This window comes from Actinopolyspora biskrensis, assembly GCF_013408175.1.
In the GTDB taxonomy this organism is placed as follows: Bacteria; Actinomycetota; Actinomycetes; order Mycobacteriales; family Pseudonocardiaceae; genus Actinopolyspora; species Actinopolyspora biskrensis.
In genome coordinates, this window is the sequence record NZ_JACBYW010000004.1 from 469,312 (window position 1) to 484,077 (window position 14,766).

The window sequence follows — 14,766 nt, forward strand, 5'->3', positions numbered from 1 at the left end:
GGCGGACCCTCTCGCGGTCTCGTGAGCGGGAGCCCCGACATCGGTCACCGTGCTCCCCCGCCGCGCAGGCGCTGTCCCGCGACGCGCCGGATCCTGCCCGCGGCGCGCCTGGCCACCTCCCGCGGACCTCCCCTGCCGAGGTACTCGCGCATCAGTTCCACGTCCTGGCGCAGGGCCGCCGTCCTGCTCGGGCGGGGTGTCCTGCTCAGCGGCGCCGAACCACGCAGCCTGTCCGGGGCGGGGCGGGGGTCGCGGCAGAACTCGGTCAGCGGAGCGAGCACGGAGTCCCAGGTGAACCGCTGCCCGACGGCGGCTATCCGTTCCACGCAGCGCGCGGCGAACCGCTCGTCGTAGAGCACCTTCTCCAGCGCCTCGGCCAGCCTCTCCGGGTCCTCGGATGGGACGACCACGCCGAGTTCCTCCTCCCGCACCAGGTCGGCGAAGGAGTCCCCCTCGGTGGTGACCACGGGAAGCCCGGCCCACAGGTAGTCCAGCATCCGGGTGCGGAAGGCGAAGGTGGTCTCGACGTGCTCGAAGTGGGTGGTGATCCCGCAGTCGGCGTCCAGCAGGTAGTTCTGGCGCTGCTCGTAGGGGACCCAGGTTTCGTTGAAGAACACGTGCTTGTCGGTGAGCCCCAGTCGCTCCGCGAGTTCGCGGGCCGCATCGGCCATCCCCATCTCGGGGACGTCGGGGTTGGGATGGCGCATCCCGAGGAAGAACAGCCGCAGATCGGGGTGCTGCCCCGACATCCGGTGCACGGCGTGCAGCAGGGTGAGCGGGTCGAACCAGCTGTACACCCCGCCCGCCCAGAGCACGACCTTGTCGGTGGAAGCGATTCCCGCGGTTCCCTCCCGGAGGCCGGGCCCCGAACGACGGGGAGGGGTAGCGGGCAGGCCGAAGGGCGCCACCGATACCAGCGAGCGCATGGTGGGGTCGGTGTCGTAGACCGCGGGCGAGATCCGGCCCAACGCTGCCAGGTGCCCCAGCCAGAAGTGCCGCTGCCGCTGCGAGGCGCACAGGAAGAAGTCACCTCGGCGCAACTGCGCGTTGAGCACCTCGGTGGTGCCGCGCAGGTCCGCCGCGCGGCGTTCGTCGTCGGTGTCCCTTCCCTGCTCGAGCAGCTCCAGGTGCATCGGGTCGTAGATGTCGCAGACCACGATCGTCTCGGACTCCGCCCGCTTGAGCGAGGAGGCCACTTCCAGCACGTGGCCCTGCAGGACGACGATGTCGGCCCAGTCCACCTGGGCGGCGATCTCGCGGGGAGCGCACCGCAGGACGGGGAACCGTTTCTCCGGAACGTCCACCCGCGAGTTGATGCTGATCAGCCGCACGTCGTGTTCCGCGGCGAGGGTCTCCGCGATGTGCCAGGCGCGGATGGCGGGCCCGGCCATCCGCTCGGTGATCGCGTCCCCGGTGATCACCGCGATTTTGCGCGGTGATCCGAAGACGCCGTCCAGTTCGAAGGCCCGCACGAGCGCGTCGTGCGCGGCCAGGTAGCGGGGGAGGGGATAGGCGGGCTCCATGGCCCGGCGCATCAGCGGGAGCAGATCGACATCGGCGCGGACCCGCTCGCGCTGTTCGATCTCGCGGGAGTTCTTGAACTCCGGCAGCAACTCCACGAACTGGTCGATCGCCAGCATCCCGGCCAGGGCCTCGCGGCTGACCGGTGCCGCGGTCTCGTCCTCGCGCGGATCGGCCGGTCGCCGGTCCAGTTCCAGCTGTTTCGGGTCCACCTCGCCGCGCGCGGTCGACCTGCGCACCGTCAGGGCCAGCGCGGCGGGCAGCGCGCGGGCCAGGGTCTCCTCCGAGGCGTTCTTGTACAGGGCGGCCAGGGCGTTGCGCTCCAGCAGGTAGTGCTCCCGGGCCGAGCTCACCGTGGCCATCGACTCGTGGTGCCGGTGGTAGGACAGGCAACCGGGTTGGTAGCGCACCCGCCAGCCGCGCAGGTTGAGCCGCCACCCCAGGTCCACGTCCTCGTAGAACATGAAGAAGCGCTCGTCGAAGCCGCCCAGCCGTTCGAAGAGCTCGGCCCGGACGAACAGTGCGGAGCCGGTTCCGAACAGCACGTCCCGGGCCGCGTCGTGGCTCCCGTCGTCGATCTCCCCGGCGTGGCGCTTGTAGCCCATCCCGAACCAGGTGAGCCCGCCGTCGACGAAGTCGACGCGATTGCCCTCCCAGTCGAGCACCTTCCCCGCGACGGCGCCCACGGTCGGTTCCGCCCGCAGCGTTCGGACGGCGGCGCGCGCCCACTGCGCGTCGGGCACGGCGTCGTTGTTCAGGAACGCCAGCACACTGCCGCCCGCTTCGCGCGCTCCCAGGTTGCACCCGCCCGCGAAGCCGAGGTTTTCCGGGGAGTCGAACACCCGCACCCCTTCGAGGGCCTTGATGCGCCGGGAACTCCCGTCCTCCGCTGAGTTGTTCACGCAGATCGGCTCGATCCGGTCCGCGGGGTAGTCGAGCTCGTCACGTAGCGCTTTCAGGCAGGCGACGGTGCTGTCGGTGCCGTGGTAGTTGACGGTGATGACCGACACCGTCGGGAGGTCTGCACTGTCACGGGAATCAGCCACGTCCACAAGCTTGCCCTATCGGTCCCGAGCGCCGGTGGCGGATGCGAGATCATCGCGGCTGATCGACCCTCTCGGGTTTGACCGGGGCCGTCGGTCCGGTTGTCCCGTTTCGTGCCGGTGCGACCGTTCGATCTGGTTTCATGATCCGGCACTTGCTCACTTCGGCGGTGGAGGACGCGCGCTCCGGAGTGACCGCTTCGACGAGAGACCAGTGGGGAGGACGCCCTCGGATCCGGACGAGATGCTTGCCGGTTTTCGCAAGCAGATCGAGGACAAGATGCAGCAGGCCGAGCGGATCAAGGAGGCGGCCACGGCCGTGCGGGCCGAATCGTCCAACAAGGACGGTTCGGTTCGGGTGACCGTCGATCAGAACGGCAACATGTCGGACCTGGAGCTGACCGACGGTGCGCTGCGTCGCCGTCCGGACGAGCTTTCCAGCGAGATCATGTCCACGGCGCGTTCCGCGCGGACTCAGCTGTCCGAACGGATGCGCGAGGCCATGGAACCGGTGCTGGGCAGCGACACCGAAACGCTCGAATCGGTGCTTTCCGGTGTGCGGGACCGCTTCCCCGGCGATTCGGAGGAACCGGCGGAGCGGGGGGCGGCGTCGAAAAGCTCGCCGAGATCGTCAAGAAGCTCAAACCGGTACTGTCCAAGGTCGACGAAGCCCTGCAGCCCGGTTCGAAGCTCGGGAAGTCGGTCCAGAACTGGGCCGGGAACAGTTCGCTGGCGAACCTGAGCCGGACGCAGGAAGTGATCCGAAACACCGCGGCCATCGGTGCGACCCATGAGGACCAGGACTACACCCAGCACGTGCGCGGGAACGACGAGCACACCGGCCAGGCCTAGGAACCTCGGGGAGTCGTGGTACTCGGTGGCTCTCCGGAGAACTCCTCTCCTGCGGGGAGCCACCGTGAAGTCGTTGTGAGGGAAGCTGTGCGCGTCGTGCGTGTCGTTCGTGATGTGTTGCTGGTCCCGTTGGGGCTGGTGCTGTTCCTGTCCGGGATCTTCGTGGTGTTGCCGTTCTTCGGTGTGGGTGCGGCCGGTGCGGAGGTGACCGCCCGGGGGACGGCGGTGGCTCAGCAGTGTCGTTTCGCGGGGCCGATCGCGGACTCGGATGCTCCGGAGGGGGGTAACGTCCTCGGTTTCGGGCACACCTGTCAGGCGCGGGTGACGTGGCGGGACGGGACCACGGAGTTGCGGGAGGTGTCCGGTTCGCAGCTGACGCCGGACGACGTCGGCACCGAGGTCGCGGTGGTCGAGCGGGCGGTCGACGACTCGGCGCGCGGGAGCGGAACGCGTCCGCAGCTGTATCGGGCCGACTTCGAGCCGAACATGTGGCTGGGCGTTCCGGTGCTGCTCGTCGTGATGTTCCTCGGGTTCGCCGTGGCCGGCCCTGCCGCTTCGAGGCTCTACAAGCGCTTTCGGAGCGGGGAACCGGCCAATGCCTGAGAACCCGCCGGTCAGCGTCCTGCCCACCGCCGCCACACGAGCTCCCGGTCCACAACGGACCGCGCGGTTACGGCGCGGCGGGCCCGCAGGTTCGCCGGGATGCGCGCGAGCACTTCCCCGAGCACCCGGATCCGCAGTGCGACCCGGAAGTTCGCGGCCCGCGGCACCCGGACTCCGCGCAGCCTGCGCGGCGGCAGCGCCAGCGTGATCGCCGCGAAGCGCAGCAGCTCGCGCACGGCTGTCCCGGCGGGAGCGCAGCGCAGCAGCATCAGCAGCCTGTTGCGCTCGTTCCAGCGGTGGAAACGGGCCGAACCGTGTTCGGAGGAGGCGCCCAGCGAGTGCGCGCAGCTCGCGTCGGTGGGAACGATCCCGTGACCGGCCAGTCGCAGCCGCCAGGACGTGTCGGTGTCCTCGTAGTAGCAGAAGAAAGCTGCCGGTACGCCGCCGACCGCGCGAAGAGCGGTGGTGCGCAGCAGGGCCGCCCCGCCGCAGAACCCGAAAACGCTGCCCGGTTCGCGCGTGTCCGCGCCGTGGCCGGTTTCGGTGAGTCGCACCCCCGCCGACACTTCTCCGTCCGCCGTGCGCAGCAGACAGGCCGCCGCCGCGGCCAGCGGTGCGGCGTCGAGCTCGGACTCCGATGTGTCCAGCCAGCCGGGCTCGGGGCGCGCGTCGTCGTTCAACCACGCGAAGTACGGGGTCTCCACCAGTTCGAGGGCCCGGGAGAGTCCCCCGGCGTAGCCCAGGTTGCGGGACAGCCGCAGCACCTCGGGGTTCGACGGGTGCTCGGCGAGCACCCGCGCGGTGCCGTCGTCGGAGGCGTTGTCCACGACGAGCAGCCGGTGGGGGCGCTGAACGGCCAGCGCGTCCAGGCACTCCGCGATGTGGGCGCGCCCGCGCCAGGTGACCACGACCACGGTGCTGCGCGTGTGTTCCTCGTCCACCGTGACGAGGTTATCCGCCCGCCGGACCGGTGTGGTTGGCTTGTCCGGCAGGTCCAGCCCCGAGCTCTCCCGGAGGCCGACGGTGCCCGAACTGGTCGTGGTCGCCGAGCAGCTGCTCGCCCCCGTACCCGGGGGGACGGGTCGCTACACCCGCGAGTTGCTGCGCGCGCTCGCGGCCACCGCCCCCGGCGGCTGGGAAGTGCGCACCGTGGTCAGCGCGGGCGGGGACGCGAGCCGGGCCGAGGTCGAGGGGGTGCGCGGACCACGGGTGCTGCCGCTGCCGCGCCGGGCGCTGACACTGGCCTGGCAGTACGGTCGCGGGCCCCGGACCGGGGGTGATTCCGTGCACGCCCCCACCCCGCTGTTCCCCCCGGTTCCCCGGGGAACCGGGCTGGTCGTGAGCGTGCACGACACCGTCCCGTGGAGCCATCCCGCGACGCTGACCCCGCGTGGTGCGTCCTGGCACCGGAGGGTGGTGGCCAGGGCCGCGCGGGAGGCCGACGCCGTGGTGGTGCCCACGGAGGCGGTCGCCGCGGACCTCGCCGCTCGGGTGCGGGTTTCCGCGCGGCTCGAAGTGGTCCCCGAAGGGGTGAGCTCCTCGGTCGCGCCGGGAACGGACTCCCCGGAGCTCGTGCGACGGCTGGAACCGCCACCGCGCTTTCTGCTCGCGCTCGGCACGGTCGAGCCGCGGAAAGGGCACGAGACCCTGGTCAGAGCCCTCACCGATCCGGGACTCGAGGGGGTCTCACTGCTCGTGGTGGGAAAACCCGGCTGGGGCGGGGTCGATCCGCCCGGGCTGGCCGAACGGCACGGGCTGGACCGGAACCGGGTGCGTTGGCTCGACTCCGTCGACGACGCCGAGCTGGCCGTGCTGCTGCGCCACGCGAGCGCGCTGGTCGCGCCCAGCCTGGCCGAGGGGTTCGGCCTCCCCGTGGTGGAGGCCATGGCCGCGGGGGTCCCGGTGGTGCACTCGGACGCGCCCGCGCTGGTCGAGGTCGCGGGCGGCGCGGGGATCACGGTGCCGCGCGGCGACCCGGGCGCGCTGGCCGCGGCGCTGCGCGAGGTGCTCGGTGACCAGCGACGGGCCGCGGGGATGACCGAAGCGGGCAGGGAGCGGGCGGCGCGGTTCGACTGGCGGGACAGCGCGCGCCGGATCTGGAGGCTGCACACCGGCGAGTGACTTTCGCCCCGGACCGATTTGGCCATCCCGCCACGATGGTCCCCGAGGACCTCCTAGGCTGCTCACGTGCACCGAGGTGATCCACACGTACTCGTCGACGCCACCGCCGTACCAGCGGACCGCGGTGGGGTCGGCCGCTATGTCGATTCCCTGTTGGCGGCTCTGGACATCACAGGCGCGCGGATGAGCGTGGCCTGCCAGCCGCGGGACGCGGCGCTGTACGACAGCATCGCCCCGCGCAGCCGGATCGTGCCCGCGGGCGAGGCGGTGGCCACGCGAACCGCCCGGCTGTCCTGGGAGCAGACCACGCTGCCGCGGCTGGCCCGCAGGCTGGGGGCCGGTGTGGTGCACTCGCCGCACTACACCGTCCCCCTGGCGAACACGAGCGCGTCGGTGGTCACGCTGCACGACGCCACCTTCTTCACCGACGCCGGGCTGCACTCCCCGGTCAAGGCCGGGTTCTTCCGGAACTGGACCCGGGCGGCCCTGCACAGGGCCACGGTGTGCGTCGTCCCGAGCAGGGCGACCTCGAACGAGCTGGTGCGCACGGTCGGGGCCGACCGGTCCCGGCTGCGGGTGATGTACCACGGGGTGGACCCGCGGCGTTTCCACCCGCCCGCACCGGAGGAGGTGGCCGCCGTGCGGCACGAGCTCTCCCTCGGAGACCAGCCCTACGTGGCCTTTCTGGGGACCCTGGAGCCGCGCAAGAACGTGCCGGCCCTGATCCGCGGTTTCGCCGAGGCGGCCGCGCGGCGTTCGGACCGTCCGGCCCTGGTGCTGGCCGGGCAGTCCGGCTGGGACACCGAGGTGGAGGAGGCCCTGGAGTCGGTGCCGCACCGGATCAGGGTGATCCGGGCCGGCTACGTCCCCGCGGAGTCGCTCGCCGGTTTCCTGGGCGGGGCCGCGGTGGTGGCCTATCCGAGCATCGGGGAGGGGTTCGGGTTGCCCGCGCTCGAGGCGATGGCCTGCGGAGCCCCCGTGCTCACCACCCGAAGACTCAGCTTGCCCGAGGTCGGTGGCGACGCCGTCGCCTACTGCGGGGTTCGCGAGCACCAGATAGCCCACGGGCTGAGCACGTTGTTGGACGACCCCGCGCGACGTGCGGAGCTGTCGGCCGCCGCGCAGCAGCGCGCGAAGGAGTTCACCTGGGAGGCGTGCGCGGCCAGCCACCGGGAGGCCTACGCGCACGCCGAGTACCTGCACCGCAAGAAGCGCCGCTAGCTTCGGAACCTGTTCCGGAACGGCTTCTCGGGGAGGCCGAACGGTGCGGGGAGACGCGGCGTTGGAGAATGTCGGCGTGCGTGACAGCCAGAGTTACGGCGACGGACTCGCCGTCGTCACGGTTACCTACTCCCCGGGACGGACGCTCGACCGGTTCCTGGAGACGCTGCCCAAGGCCACCGACCGCCAGATCCGGGTGGTGCTGGCCGACAACGGGTCGACGGACGGGGCTCCGGAACGGGCCGCCGAGCGTTCCGACGTCGAACTGGCCAGGATGTCGGGGAACCTCGGCTACGGTTCGGCGGCCAACAGGGGGATCGCCGAACTGGGCGAGGACATCGGCTGGGTGGTCGTGTCCAACCCGGATGTGGAGTGGGGCGCCGGGAGTTTGGACGAGTTGTTGGCCGCCACGGAACGCTGGCCGCGCGGCGGGGCCTTCGGTCCGTTGATCAGGGAGCCGGACGGCAGTGTCTACCCCTCGGCCAGACTGCTGCCCTCACTGGGGCGCGGTGCGGGGCACGCCCTGCTCGGCGGGGTGTGGCCGGGCAACCCGTTCAGCCGGGCCTACCTCCGGTCCACGGAGAGCTCGGCGGAGCGGACGGCCGGCTGGCTGTCCGGTTCCTGCCTGCTGCTGCGCCGTGCGGCGTTGGACTCGGTGACGGGATTCGACCCGCGCTACTTCATGTACTTCGAGGACGTGGACCTGGGAGACCGGCTGGCCCGTGCCGGGTGGCTCAACGTCTACGTCCCGGACTCCGAGGTCGTGCACATCGGGGGACACGCCACGGCGCGCTCCTCGGGCCGCATGCTGACCGAGCACCACCGGAGCGCCTACCGCTATCTCGCCGACCGCTACTCGGGGCCCGCGCTCGCCCCGCTGCGGCTGGCGCTGCGCGGTGCGCTGGGAGCTCGGGCTCGTATCGCACGGCGACGCTAGGGTCCTTCACGGGGCGGCCCGGTTCGCTGGGTGAGCTCCTCGGCGCCCGCGTGCTGAACAACGCTCGACGAAGTCCTGCCTGCGGCTCGGGACGAGGTCTCAACCGAATTCCTGGGGGCTCCGCCGTGGATCGTGCGGATAGCTCGGTGCCGCTTCGATCCGGTGCGGCCTGGTCGGGGTTTCCTCCGCGTACTCGGGGCGGGTGCTCTCCGGATCGGTTGGCCACCCCCCGGCAGGGGCGTCGGGACGCTGTTCGGCCTCTCCCGCCGAGTCCTGGATGACCGTCGTCGAGTTCGGATCCGTTCCCTCCAGGTCCCGTACCGATTCACGCGGGATCCGCACGGTCTTGGACGCGTCCATCGGTGAAGTCGCGCTGTCCGGTGTGACGACGAACGCACCACGCGCCCGCGAACGAGCTAGTGCCTCGTCGGCCCGGTTGCGGGGGTCCATGGGTCCCTCTCAATGCTGGCCGGTCGGTTGTCAGCCGCAGCGCGGCCCGCCTGCCGGCTGTGTCGCCGGTTCGAGTCGGCCGACCTCACGGCTTGGCCCCGTTGGTGGCAGATCCATCGTGACAGAGCTTCCGGTGCCGCGTGGTCTCGCATTGACGGACCGTGCCGGATCGGGGCGCCATACCAGGGTGGCGCTGCTACTGCCAGAGTATTCCCCATACATTCCTACGTCAGGGTGAGTTGCCTAGCTCGGGGAGGAGCACGGTGATGACGAGTCCGAACGACCACGCGCCGACACGCGGTGCGGAGGCCGTGGTGCTCGTGGGCGGCCGGGGGACACGGTTGCGGCCGTTGACGCTGTCGGCGCCGAAGCCGATGCTGCCCACCGCGGGGGTTCCCTTCCTGACCCACCTGCTGTCGCGCATCAGAGCGGCGGGAATCACGCGGGTGGTGTTGAGCACCTCCTACCAGGCGGAGACGTTCGCCGAGTACTTCGGGGACGGTTCGCGGCTCGGGCTGGAGCTGGAGTGCGTCGTCGAACCCCAGCCGTTGGACACGGCCGGGGCCATCCGCAACGTGGCCGACCGGCTGTCGGAGCCGGACGTGCTGGTGTTCAACGGGGACGTGCTGTCCGGTGTGGACCTGACCGCCATGCTGGACGCGCACCGCTCGAACGCGGCGGACGTGACGCTGCACCTGGTCAAGGTCGCCGACCCCTCCCGGTTCGGCTGCGTGCCCACCGATGAGCACGGCAGGGTGACGGCGTTCCTGGAGAAGACCCCGGATCCGCCGGTGGACCAGGTCAACGCGGGCTGCTACGCATTCCGCCGGGAGGTCGTCGAGGCCATACCGGAGGGGCGTCCCGTGTCGGTGGAGCGCGAGACCTTCCCCGGGCTGTTGGAGTCGGGCGCCCGCTTGCAGGGGCACGTGGAGTCCTCCTACTGGCTGGACCTGGGGACTCCCGCCGCGTTCGCGCGCGGCTCGGCCGACCTGGTGCTGGGGCGCGCGCCGACAGGGGCGCTTCCCGGGCCGACGGGCGAGTCCCTGGTGCTGCGGGACGCCGCGATCGACTCGACCGCCGCGGTTTCCGGGGGGAGCACGGTCGGTGTCGGCTGCGTCGTCGGGGCGAACGCCCGGATCAGCGGTTCCACGCTGTTCGACGGGGCGCGGGTGGCCGAGGGAGCGGACGTGTCCGACAGCGTCGTCGGGGCGGGGGCCGTGATCGGTGCCGGTGTCGTGCTCAGCGGGGCCGTGGTCGCCGACGGAGCCGTGATCGGGGCCGGGTGCGAGCTGCTGGACGGGGCACGGGTCTGGCCGGGGGTCGAACTGCCGCCGTGCGGGGTGCGCTTCTCGCACGACTGCTGAGGTCGGGATGCCGGGGTGTCGGGTCCGCGCAGGGAGCCGCTTCGCTCACTCTCCTCGGAAGCGGAGCGGGTTGTCGAGGTCGAGGAAGGTGCGGGCGAGTTTGTTGGTTTCGGCTCCGTTGCCGCGCACCGAGTGCAGGATGCCGTTGTAGACGAGGTCCCACAACTCGCGGTTCCGCTGGAGATCGTTGAGTTGTACTGACAGTGTCCGTTGATCCGCGTCGTTCAGCCGCAGTGCTCGGGAAGCGCCTTCCGTGGTTACTTTCACCGAAGTGAGTTCGTACGTGCTGATGAAACCGTCCTTCCCGTAGCGAAGCCAGTCGGCTCCCGCCGACATGCGCGTGTTGCGCCCTGTCAGCAACGTGACGAACGGCCACGGAACTATGAACAACCAGAGCCACCACGTTGACATCCAGCCGATCCCGCCGTCTCTGATGACGCCGAACGTGAGGACGACGAGGGATATCGCCAGTCCGATACCGAAGGACTGGCCACGGGACGGGTAGAACCATTCGAGTACGGGGGATTCACCTTCCGGAGCTTGAGGGGCCTTGTTCGCCCCACCCGGGCGTTTTTTCTCGGCGCCCTTCCACTCGGGTTCGAGCGGCGCGTGAGGTGGTCGTGGTTCTCCGGTGTAGGGGTCGGGTTTGGGTGGCAGTCCGGCTGTGTGGCTCATGGGTGCTCGTTTCAGAAGATGTCGCCGACGAAGTCGCCGACGGCGTCCGTGGCGTCGCCGATCTTGTCTCCGGTCCAGTTCGCGGCGTCGCCCGCCGCGTCCACGACGTCGTCGCCCCACTCGTCGATGGCGAAGCCGACACCGACGCTGGCCACGACACCTCCGGCCACTGCCCAGCCGACCGGGGTGCTCATGGCGAGCAGCCCGGCGGTGGCCGCTGAACCGGCCGCGTAGCCGCCGAGGTTGATGGCGGCGCTCTCGCCCACTGATTTGTCCGAGGTCTGGACGTCGTAGCCGATGCTGAATCCGGTTATCCCCAACCCGACAACGGGGAGTTTGCTCGCTGTGCGGAGACTGCCCCGGAGTAATCTGTTGCCGACGTTCTCCGGGCGGACGCCTAAGTTCATGTTCAGCTGGAGAGCTTTCTTCACGCTCGGACTCAGCTTGTCGATCATCCGCGCCGTCCTGCTCGCGGTGGCCTTGTTCTCCATCGCCGTCTTGTTCACGTGATTGCGGACGTGGATGGCGGCGGCACGGGTCTGGTTGCGCAGTCCCAGGTTCGGACTGTGCATCAGCTTCTCCGCTCGCGCGATCTTGCCGCTGTCGGCGATCTCGGTCGCCGCTGCCCGCATCGCGCTGGTGCTTCCGGCCACCGCACCCGCCAGGCCGGTGGTGTAGTCGGTGATGGTGAAGGGACTCTTCTCGGCGATCCCGCTGACGAACCTGTTCAGCACGCCGAGTGCGCTGTTGTGCTGTTCGCGCGCTTCGGTGACGATCTGGCTGCACTCCTGGTACGCACGGACCTTGCGCGCGTAGGCGGCCTGCGCCTGGGTGGCCGAGGTGTGGGCCTGCTGTTCCTCCGGAGTGGCCGGGCGATCGCTCGGCAGCGGTTTCGGGGCAGCCGGTTCCGGCCCCGGCTCCATGATGCGTTGTTCGGTCACCGTCAGACCGGCTTCTCGCGCGACCTCGCGGGCGCGTCGCATCCGCTTCTGGGCGGTGTCCAGTTCGTCGGCGAACTTGTTCAGTTCCCGGCACATCGCCGCGTGGTCCTCGGCGACCTCGTCGATCTCGGGGTTCACCCTGCTCAGCACAGTATCGACAGGGTTGGACTACTCAGGATGAGCGGTTTCGTGCCGAGCATCACAGCTACGTGGCGGCACGGCGCGATCCGTGCCGCCGTGCGCGGGGTCATTCCTCGAATCGTCGATCTCGTGAGGTGTCCGCGGGCTGCGATCGGCGGGCCGAACTCGCCCGGTTCTACGCGCTGTGCTCCTCGAGTGGTCAGCTCAACGACTACCTTGACGACCTCCGGTTCTTCGAGGTCGTGCGGATCTGGATGACCAGGATTCGGGCGTGGGGGTTGGGGGAGCGTGCCGCACGAACCACGCCCGAGGGGCGTCGATTCGCTCAGTCGCGCAGGCTGCGCAGGAAGGCGCGCCACTGCTGGTGGTCGAAGGTCAGCACGGGGCCCCGGCGGTCCTTGGCGTCGCGGGTGGCGACCGCGTCGGGCAGGGCCGCGACTTCGACGCAGTTGGCCCCGTTGTCGCTGTAGCTGGACTTGCGCCATCGCGAAGTGTCGTGCCTGGTCGTCACCGCGGAAACCTTTCAATCGATACGTGCTTCGATAGCTGCAGCCGAGTCATCCGGAGACAGCGCTGTCGAGAGTAGTCGCTCACCCGAACGCGTGTAATCCGCTACTTGCTCTTGGTCCTGGATGTAAACCGCGCCGTCCTGGAGCTCGATGTAGCCGATCGATTGAGCATGCGCGAAGTTCAGTACGGTGAAGCCTCCGCTCAGCGCGGCATGTGGTCCTGCCTTGGTGGGAAGTACTCGGATATCGACGTTGTCACGGCGTGCTGTCGAAACGAGTTGACGCAGCTGCTCGTTCATTACTTGCCGGTCACCCACCGGGCGATCGAGGGTCGATTCCTCCAACACAGCGGTCAGTCGCAAGGAGTCTTCCGCGAACAGCCGCTGTTGTCGTGCGAGGCGGAAGTTCACGAAACGTTCGCTGTGATCGGTGCGTACTCGTACGCTCGCCGAGGTCAGTGCGGTCGCGTACCCGGCGGTTTGGAGCAATCCCGGTAGTACGAGCGGCATGTAGATGAACTCGCTGCACGCTATCCCTTCCAGTCCCACGAAGGTCTTGAGCCAGTCCGGGACCACGTTCGCCCAGGGAGCCCACCAGGTGTGCGAGTTGGAGCTGGCGGTCAGCGAAGTCAGTCGGTCGACGTCGTGCTGGGCGACTCCGTAGTGAATGAGCAGCGTGCTCATCTCGTCCGGTTGCTGTTGGTAGCGGCCCGTTTCCAGATGGGTGATCTTCGCGGCGGAACACCCGAGCGCCCGCGCTGCCGAGGCGACCGTCTCACCCGCCTCGGTTCTGTAGTGTCGCAGCTCGTTGCCGATCAACCAGCGAAGCGCCGAAGGGTCGCTACGTTCCACAAGTACCTCCTGAACTCGCATCAAGTCTGACGATCTCTCAAGTCGAGCCCCAATCGGGTGTAACCCGCTGCTCTCACTCGCTTGGGTAATCGACCAGCTTAACGATTAGCTTTAATGTTCTCGGTGTCGCTGATCACGATTGGTTCAGGAGGAGACCGTGTTCGAGGCGCACGAGCTGACCGACGAATACGTGGTGGACGAGTCCGAGCTCGCTCCGCTGGGCACGCACGAGGAGTTCCGGGAACTACTGGTGGAGCTGGTACGGGCGAGCGTGCCCGAGGTGTTCGCGCTGTGCGAGGAGATCGGCGACCGGGTCGACGGCGTCGTGCGCTACTGGGGTTTGTCCCATGAGGACGGGACCGAAGTGTTCGCGCCGCACGGTGGACTCAACGGGAGGTTCCGCAGCCCGGAGTCGGCGCTGCGCCTGCTCTCCCGGGGACGGACGATGCACCTGATCCGAGTCGGTGCCGATGCATCAGCGTGACCACGTCGGCCGGTCGAGGCCGAGGACGGTGCGGGCCGGTCTGTTGATCGCGGTTCCGTTGAACTGCGCCGAGCGCATGATGTCGCTGTGGACGACCTGCCACAGCGCGGGGTTTCCCCGGATGTGGTCGAGCCGGGCGGAGACCTCGCGACCGGCGGAATCGACGAGCTTCAACGTGCGGTTGGTCTCCTGCTCGGAGGCCTCGACGGACACGAGTGCCCGGGTCGCCACGAAGTCCTCCCCGCCCTGCCGCAGCCAACCGGCCCCGGCGGAGAGCCGTTTGTTCCTCGTGGTCAGCAGGGGCAGCAGGATCAGCGGCAGCATCACCACCCAGAACACGGTGACGCGCGGCAGGTCGACCCCGCCCGTGAGAACACCGATGACGAACACGGTCGTCACGGCCCCCGCCGTGAACCCGACCCTGCCCCACGGGGAAGGCGTGAACCGCGCGGGTGGCGGACCCTGTTCAGTCGAGGGCCGCTGCCACTGGGGTGGGTGCTGTCGGCCCCACCCCGTTCGCTGGCCGGGTTCGGGTGGAAAGTCGGCTGCTCGGTTCATCTTCCGGTTTCCGGTGGGGGTCGGTCGGCGAGCTCGGCGGGCAGGTTACCGCCCGCCGGTTCCTTCTCACGGGGATTCGGGTGAGATCCGGTTCAGCCACCGCGCGCGACCTCGTGGAACCGGTGTCAGCGCGTTCGGGAGCTCGCTTCGCCGGGCTCGTTCCGGGGAGCTTCCGCTTCGGCGGGGTCCGCGGGAGCGTGGGATGCGGCTACCGCTCCCGGGTAGTCCTCCGTCATGGACTCGGCGGCCGCTCCGGTCAGCAGCGCCATCGCGTCGACCACCGCCTTGGTCGCCTCTCCCGCGTTCGGTGCCGGGGGCGGCTGCGTTCCGGTGTCCAACACGTCGGTCGCGCCGCGTAACTTGCCGGCCAGGCCGGCGAGCTCCTCCGATTCGGTTCGTGTTCCGTTCACGTCTTCGTCTCCTTCGTGCTGTCGTCGTGCCGGTCCTCGGCCGGTTCCGCCACCCGGAGATCCGGGCTGGCTTCGCCGCGCCGCC

The 14,766-nt window shown here is 69.7% G+C and carries 16 protein-coding genes; 7 read left to right on the forward strand and 9 right to left on the reverse strand.

Going from position 1 to position 14,766, the window contains the following annotated elements:
• Positions 1 to 44 precede the first annotated feature (44 nt).
• Positions 45 to 2,567: a glycosyltransferase gene (locus FHR84_RS23270; RefSeq protein WP_179535785.1), complete on the reverse strand. Its 2,523-nt coding sequence runs from the start codon at positions 2,565 to 2,567 to the stop codon at positions 45 to 47.
• A 211-nt stretch (positions 2,568 to 2,778) separates the two neighbouring features.
• Here FHR84_RS23270 and FHR84_RS13235 point away from each other — a divergent pair, with 211 nt between their 5' ends.
• The gene (locus tag FHR84_RS13235) at positions 2,779 to 3,306 is read left to right on the forward strand and encodes a YbaB/EbfC family nucleoid-associated protein (RefSeq protein WP_343075265.1); all 528 of its coding nucleotides are present in this window, start codon (positions 2,779 to 2,781) and stop codon (positions 3,304 to 3,306) included.
• Positions 3,307 to 3,512: 206 nt separating this feature from the next.
• The gene (locus FHR84_RS13240; protein ID WP_343075266.1) at positions 3,513 to 4,019 is read left to right on the forward strand and encodes a DUF6346 domain-containing protein; all 507 of its coding nucleotides are present in this window, start codon (positions 3,513 to 3,515) and stop codon (positions 4,017 to 4,019) included.
• An 11-nt stretch (positions 4,020 to 4,030) separates the two neighbouring features.
• Here the strand turns inward: FHR84_RS13240 and FHR84_RS13245 are convergent, their stop codons facing one another.
• Complete coding sequence (locus FHR84_RS13245; RefSeq protein WP_179535787.1) at positions 4,031 to 4,960, reverse strand: glycosyltransferase; 930 nt, start codon at positions 4,958 to 4,960, stop codon at positions 4,031 to 4,033.
• Between the two features lie 82 nt (positions 4,961 to 5,042).
• Between FHR84_RS13245 and FHR84_RS13250 the strand changes: the two genes are divergently transcribed.
• The 3 genes from FHR84_RS13250 (at position 5,043) to FHR84_RS13260 (ending at position 8,298) form a co-directional block, all read left to right on the forward strand.
• Positions 5,043 to 6,140 (forward strand): glycosyltransferase, encoded by a 1,098-nt coding sequence (locus FHR84_RS13250; protein ID WP_179535788.1) that lies wholly within the window; start codon positions 5,043 to 5,045, stop codon positions 6,138 to 6,140.
• 66 nt (positions 6,141 to 6,206) lie between these two features.
• On the forward strand, positions 6,207 to 7,361 hold the full coding sequence (locus tag FHR84_RS23275; protein ID WP_179535789.1) for a glycosyltransferase: 1,155 nt from the start codon (positions 6,207 to 6,209) through the stop codon (positions 7,359 to 7,361).
• A gap of 61 nt (positions 7,362 to 7,422) precedes the next feature.
• Complete coding sequence (locus FHR84_RS13260; protein ID WP_218862868.1) at positions 7,423 to 8,298, forward strand: glycosyltransferase family 2 protein; 876 nt, start codon at positions 7,423 to 7,425, stop codon at positions 8,296 to 8,298.
• A 99-nt stretch (positions 8,299 to 8,397) separates the two neighbouring features.
• Here the strand turns inward: FHR84_RS13260 and FHR84_RS13265 are convergent, their stop codons facing one another.
• Positions 8,398 to 8,748 (reverse strand): hypothetical protein, encoded by a 351-nt coding sequence (locus FHR84_RS13265; RefSeq protein WP_179535791.1) that lies wholly within the window; start codon positions 8,746 to 8,748, stop codon positions 8,398 to 8,400.
• Between the two features lie 266 nt (positions 8,749 to 9,014).
• On the opposite strand from FHR84_RS13265, the gene manB reads away from it, so the two are divergent.
• The gene (gene manB / locus FHR84_RS13270; protein WP_179535792.1) at positions 9,015 to 10,112 is read left to right on the forward strand and encodes a mannose-1-phosphate guanylyltransferase; all 1,098 of its coding nucleotides are present in this window, start codon (positions 9,015 to 9,017) and stop codon (positions 10,110 to 10,112) included.
• Positions 10,113 to 10,157: 45 nt separating this feature from the next.
• On the opposite strand, the gene FHR84_RS22470 is transcribed toward manB, so the two are convergent.
• The 4 genes from FHR84_RS22470 to FHR84_RS13290 all read right to left on the reverse strand — a co-directional run bounded on the left by FHR84_RS22470 (position 10,158) and on the right by FHR84_RS13290 (position 13,229).
• The gene (locus FHR84_RS22470; RefSeq protein ID WP_246300513.1) at positions 10,158 to 10,787 is read right to left on the reverse strand and encodes a hypothetical protein; all 630 of its coding nucleotides are present in this window, start codon (positions 10,785 to 10,787) and stop codon (positions 10,158 to 10,160) included.
• A gap of 11 nt (positions 10,788 to 10,798) precedes the next feature.
• Complete coding sequence (locus FHR84_RS13280) at positions 10,799 to 11,878, reverse strand: hypothetical protein (protein ID WP_343075267.1); 1,080 nt, start codon at positions 11,876 to 11,878, stop codon at positions 10,799 to 10,801.
• Positions 11,879 to 12,194: 316 nt separating this feature from the next.
• Entirely contained in the window at positions 12,195 to 12,380 is a 186-nt protein-coding gene (locus tag FHR84_RS13285) for a DUF397 domain-containing protein (RefSeq protein ID WP_179535793.1), read from the reverse strand.
• A 12-nt stretch (positions 12,381 to 12,392) separates the two neighbouring features.
• Positions 12,393 to 13,229 carry a helix-turn-helix domain-containing protein gene (locus FHR84_RS13290; RefSeq protein ID WP_343075268.1) on the reverse strand — a complete coding sequence of 279 codons (837 nt, stop codon included), beginning with the start codon at positions 13,227 to 13,229 and terminating at the stop codon, positions 12,393 to 12,395.
• 157 nt (positions 13,230 to 13,386) lie between these two features.
• Between FHR84_RS13290 and FHR84_RS13295 the strand changes: the two genes are divergently transcribed.
• Positions 13,387 to 13,713: a hypothetical protein gene (locus tag FHR84_RS13295; RefSeq protein WP_179535795.1), complete on the forward strand. Its 327-nt coding sequence runs from the start codon at positions 13,387 to 13,389 to the stop codon at positions 13,711 to 13,713.
• Here the strand turns inward: FHR84_RS13295 and FHR84_RS13300 are convergent.
• Together FHR84_RS13300 and FHR84_RS13305 are read right to left on the reverse strand one after the other, a co-directional pair.
• Positions 13,705 to 14,112, reverse strand: coding sequence for a hypothetical protein (locus FHR84_RS13300; RefSeq protein WP_179535796.1), 408 nt, complete (start codon positions 14,110 to 14,112; stop codon positions 13,705 to 13,707). The genes FHR84_RS13295 and FHR84_RS13300 overlap by 9 nt on opposite strands.
• A 284-nt stretch (positions 14,113 to 14,396) precedes the next feature.
• Positions 14,397 to 14,681: a hypothetical protein gene (locus FHR84_RS13305; protein ID WP_179535797.1), complete on the reverse strand. Its 285-nt coding sequence runs from the start codon at positions 14,679 to 14,681 to the stop codon at positions 14,397 to 14,399.
• Positions 14,682 to 14,766: the final 85 nt, after the last annotated feature.

What these genes read in the sequence shown, in the direction of transcription:
- FHR84_RS13265 (WP_179535791.1), bottom strand. Translation starts at nt 8,748, where the DNA reads ATGGACCCCCGCAACCGGGCCGACGAGGCACTAGCTCGTTCGCGGGCG.
- manB (WP_179535792.1), top strand. Translation starts at nt 9,015, where the DNA reads ATGACGAGTCCGAACGACCACGCGCCGACACGCGGTGCGGAGGCCGTG.
- FHR84_RS22470 (WP_246300513.1), bottom strand. Translation starts at nt 10,787, where the DNA reads ATGAGCCACACAGCCGGACTGCCACCCAAACCCGACCCCTACACCGGA.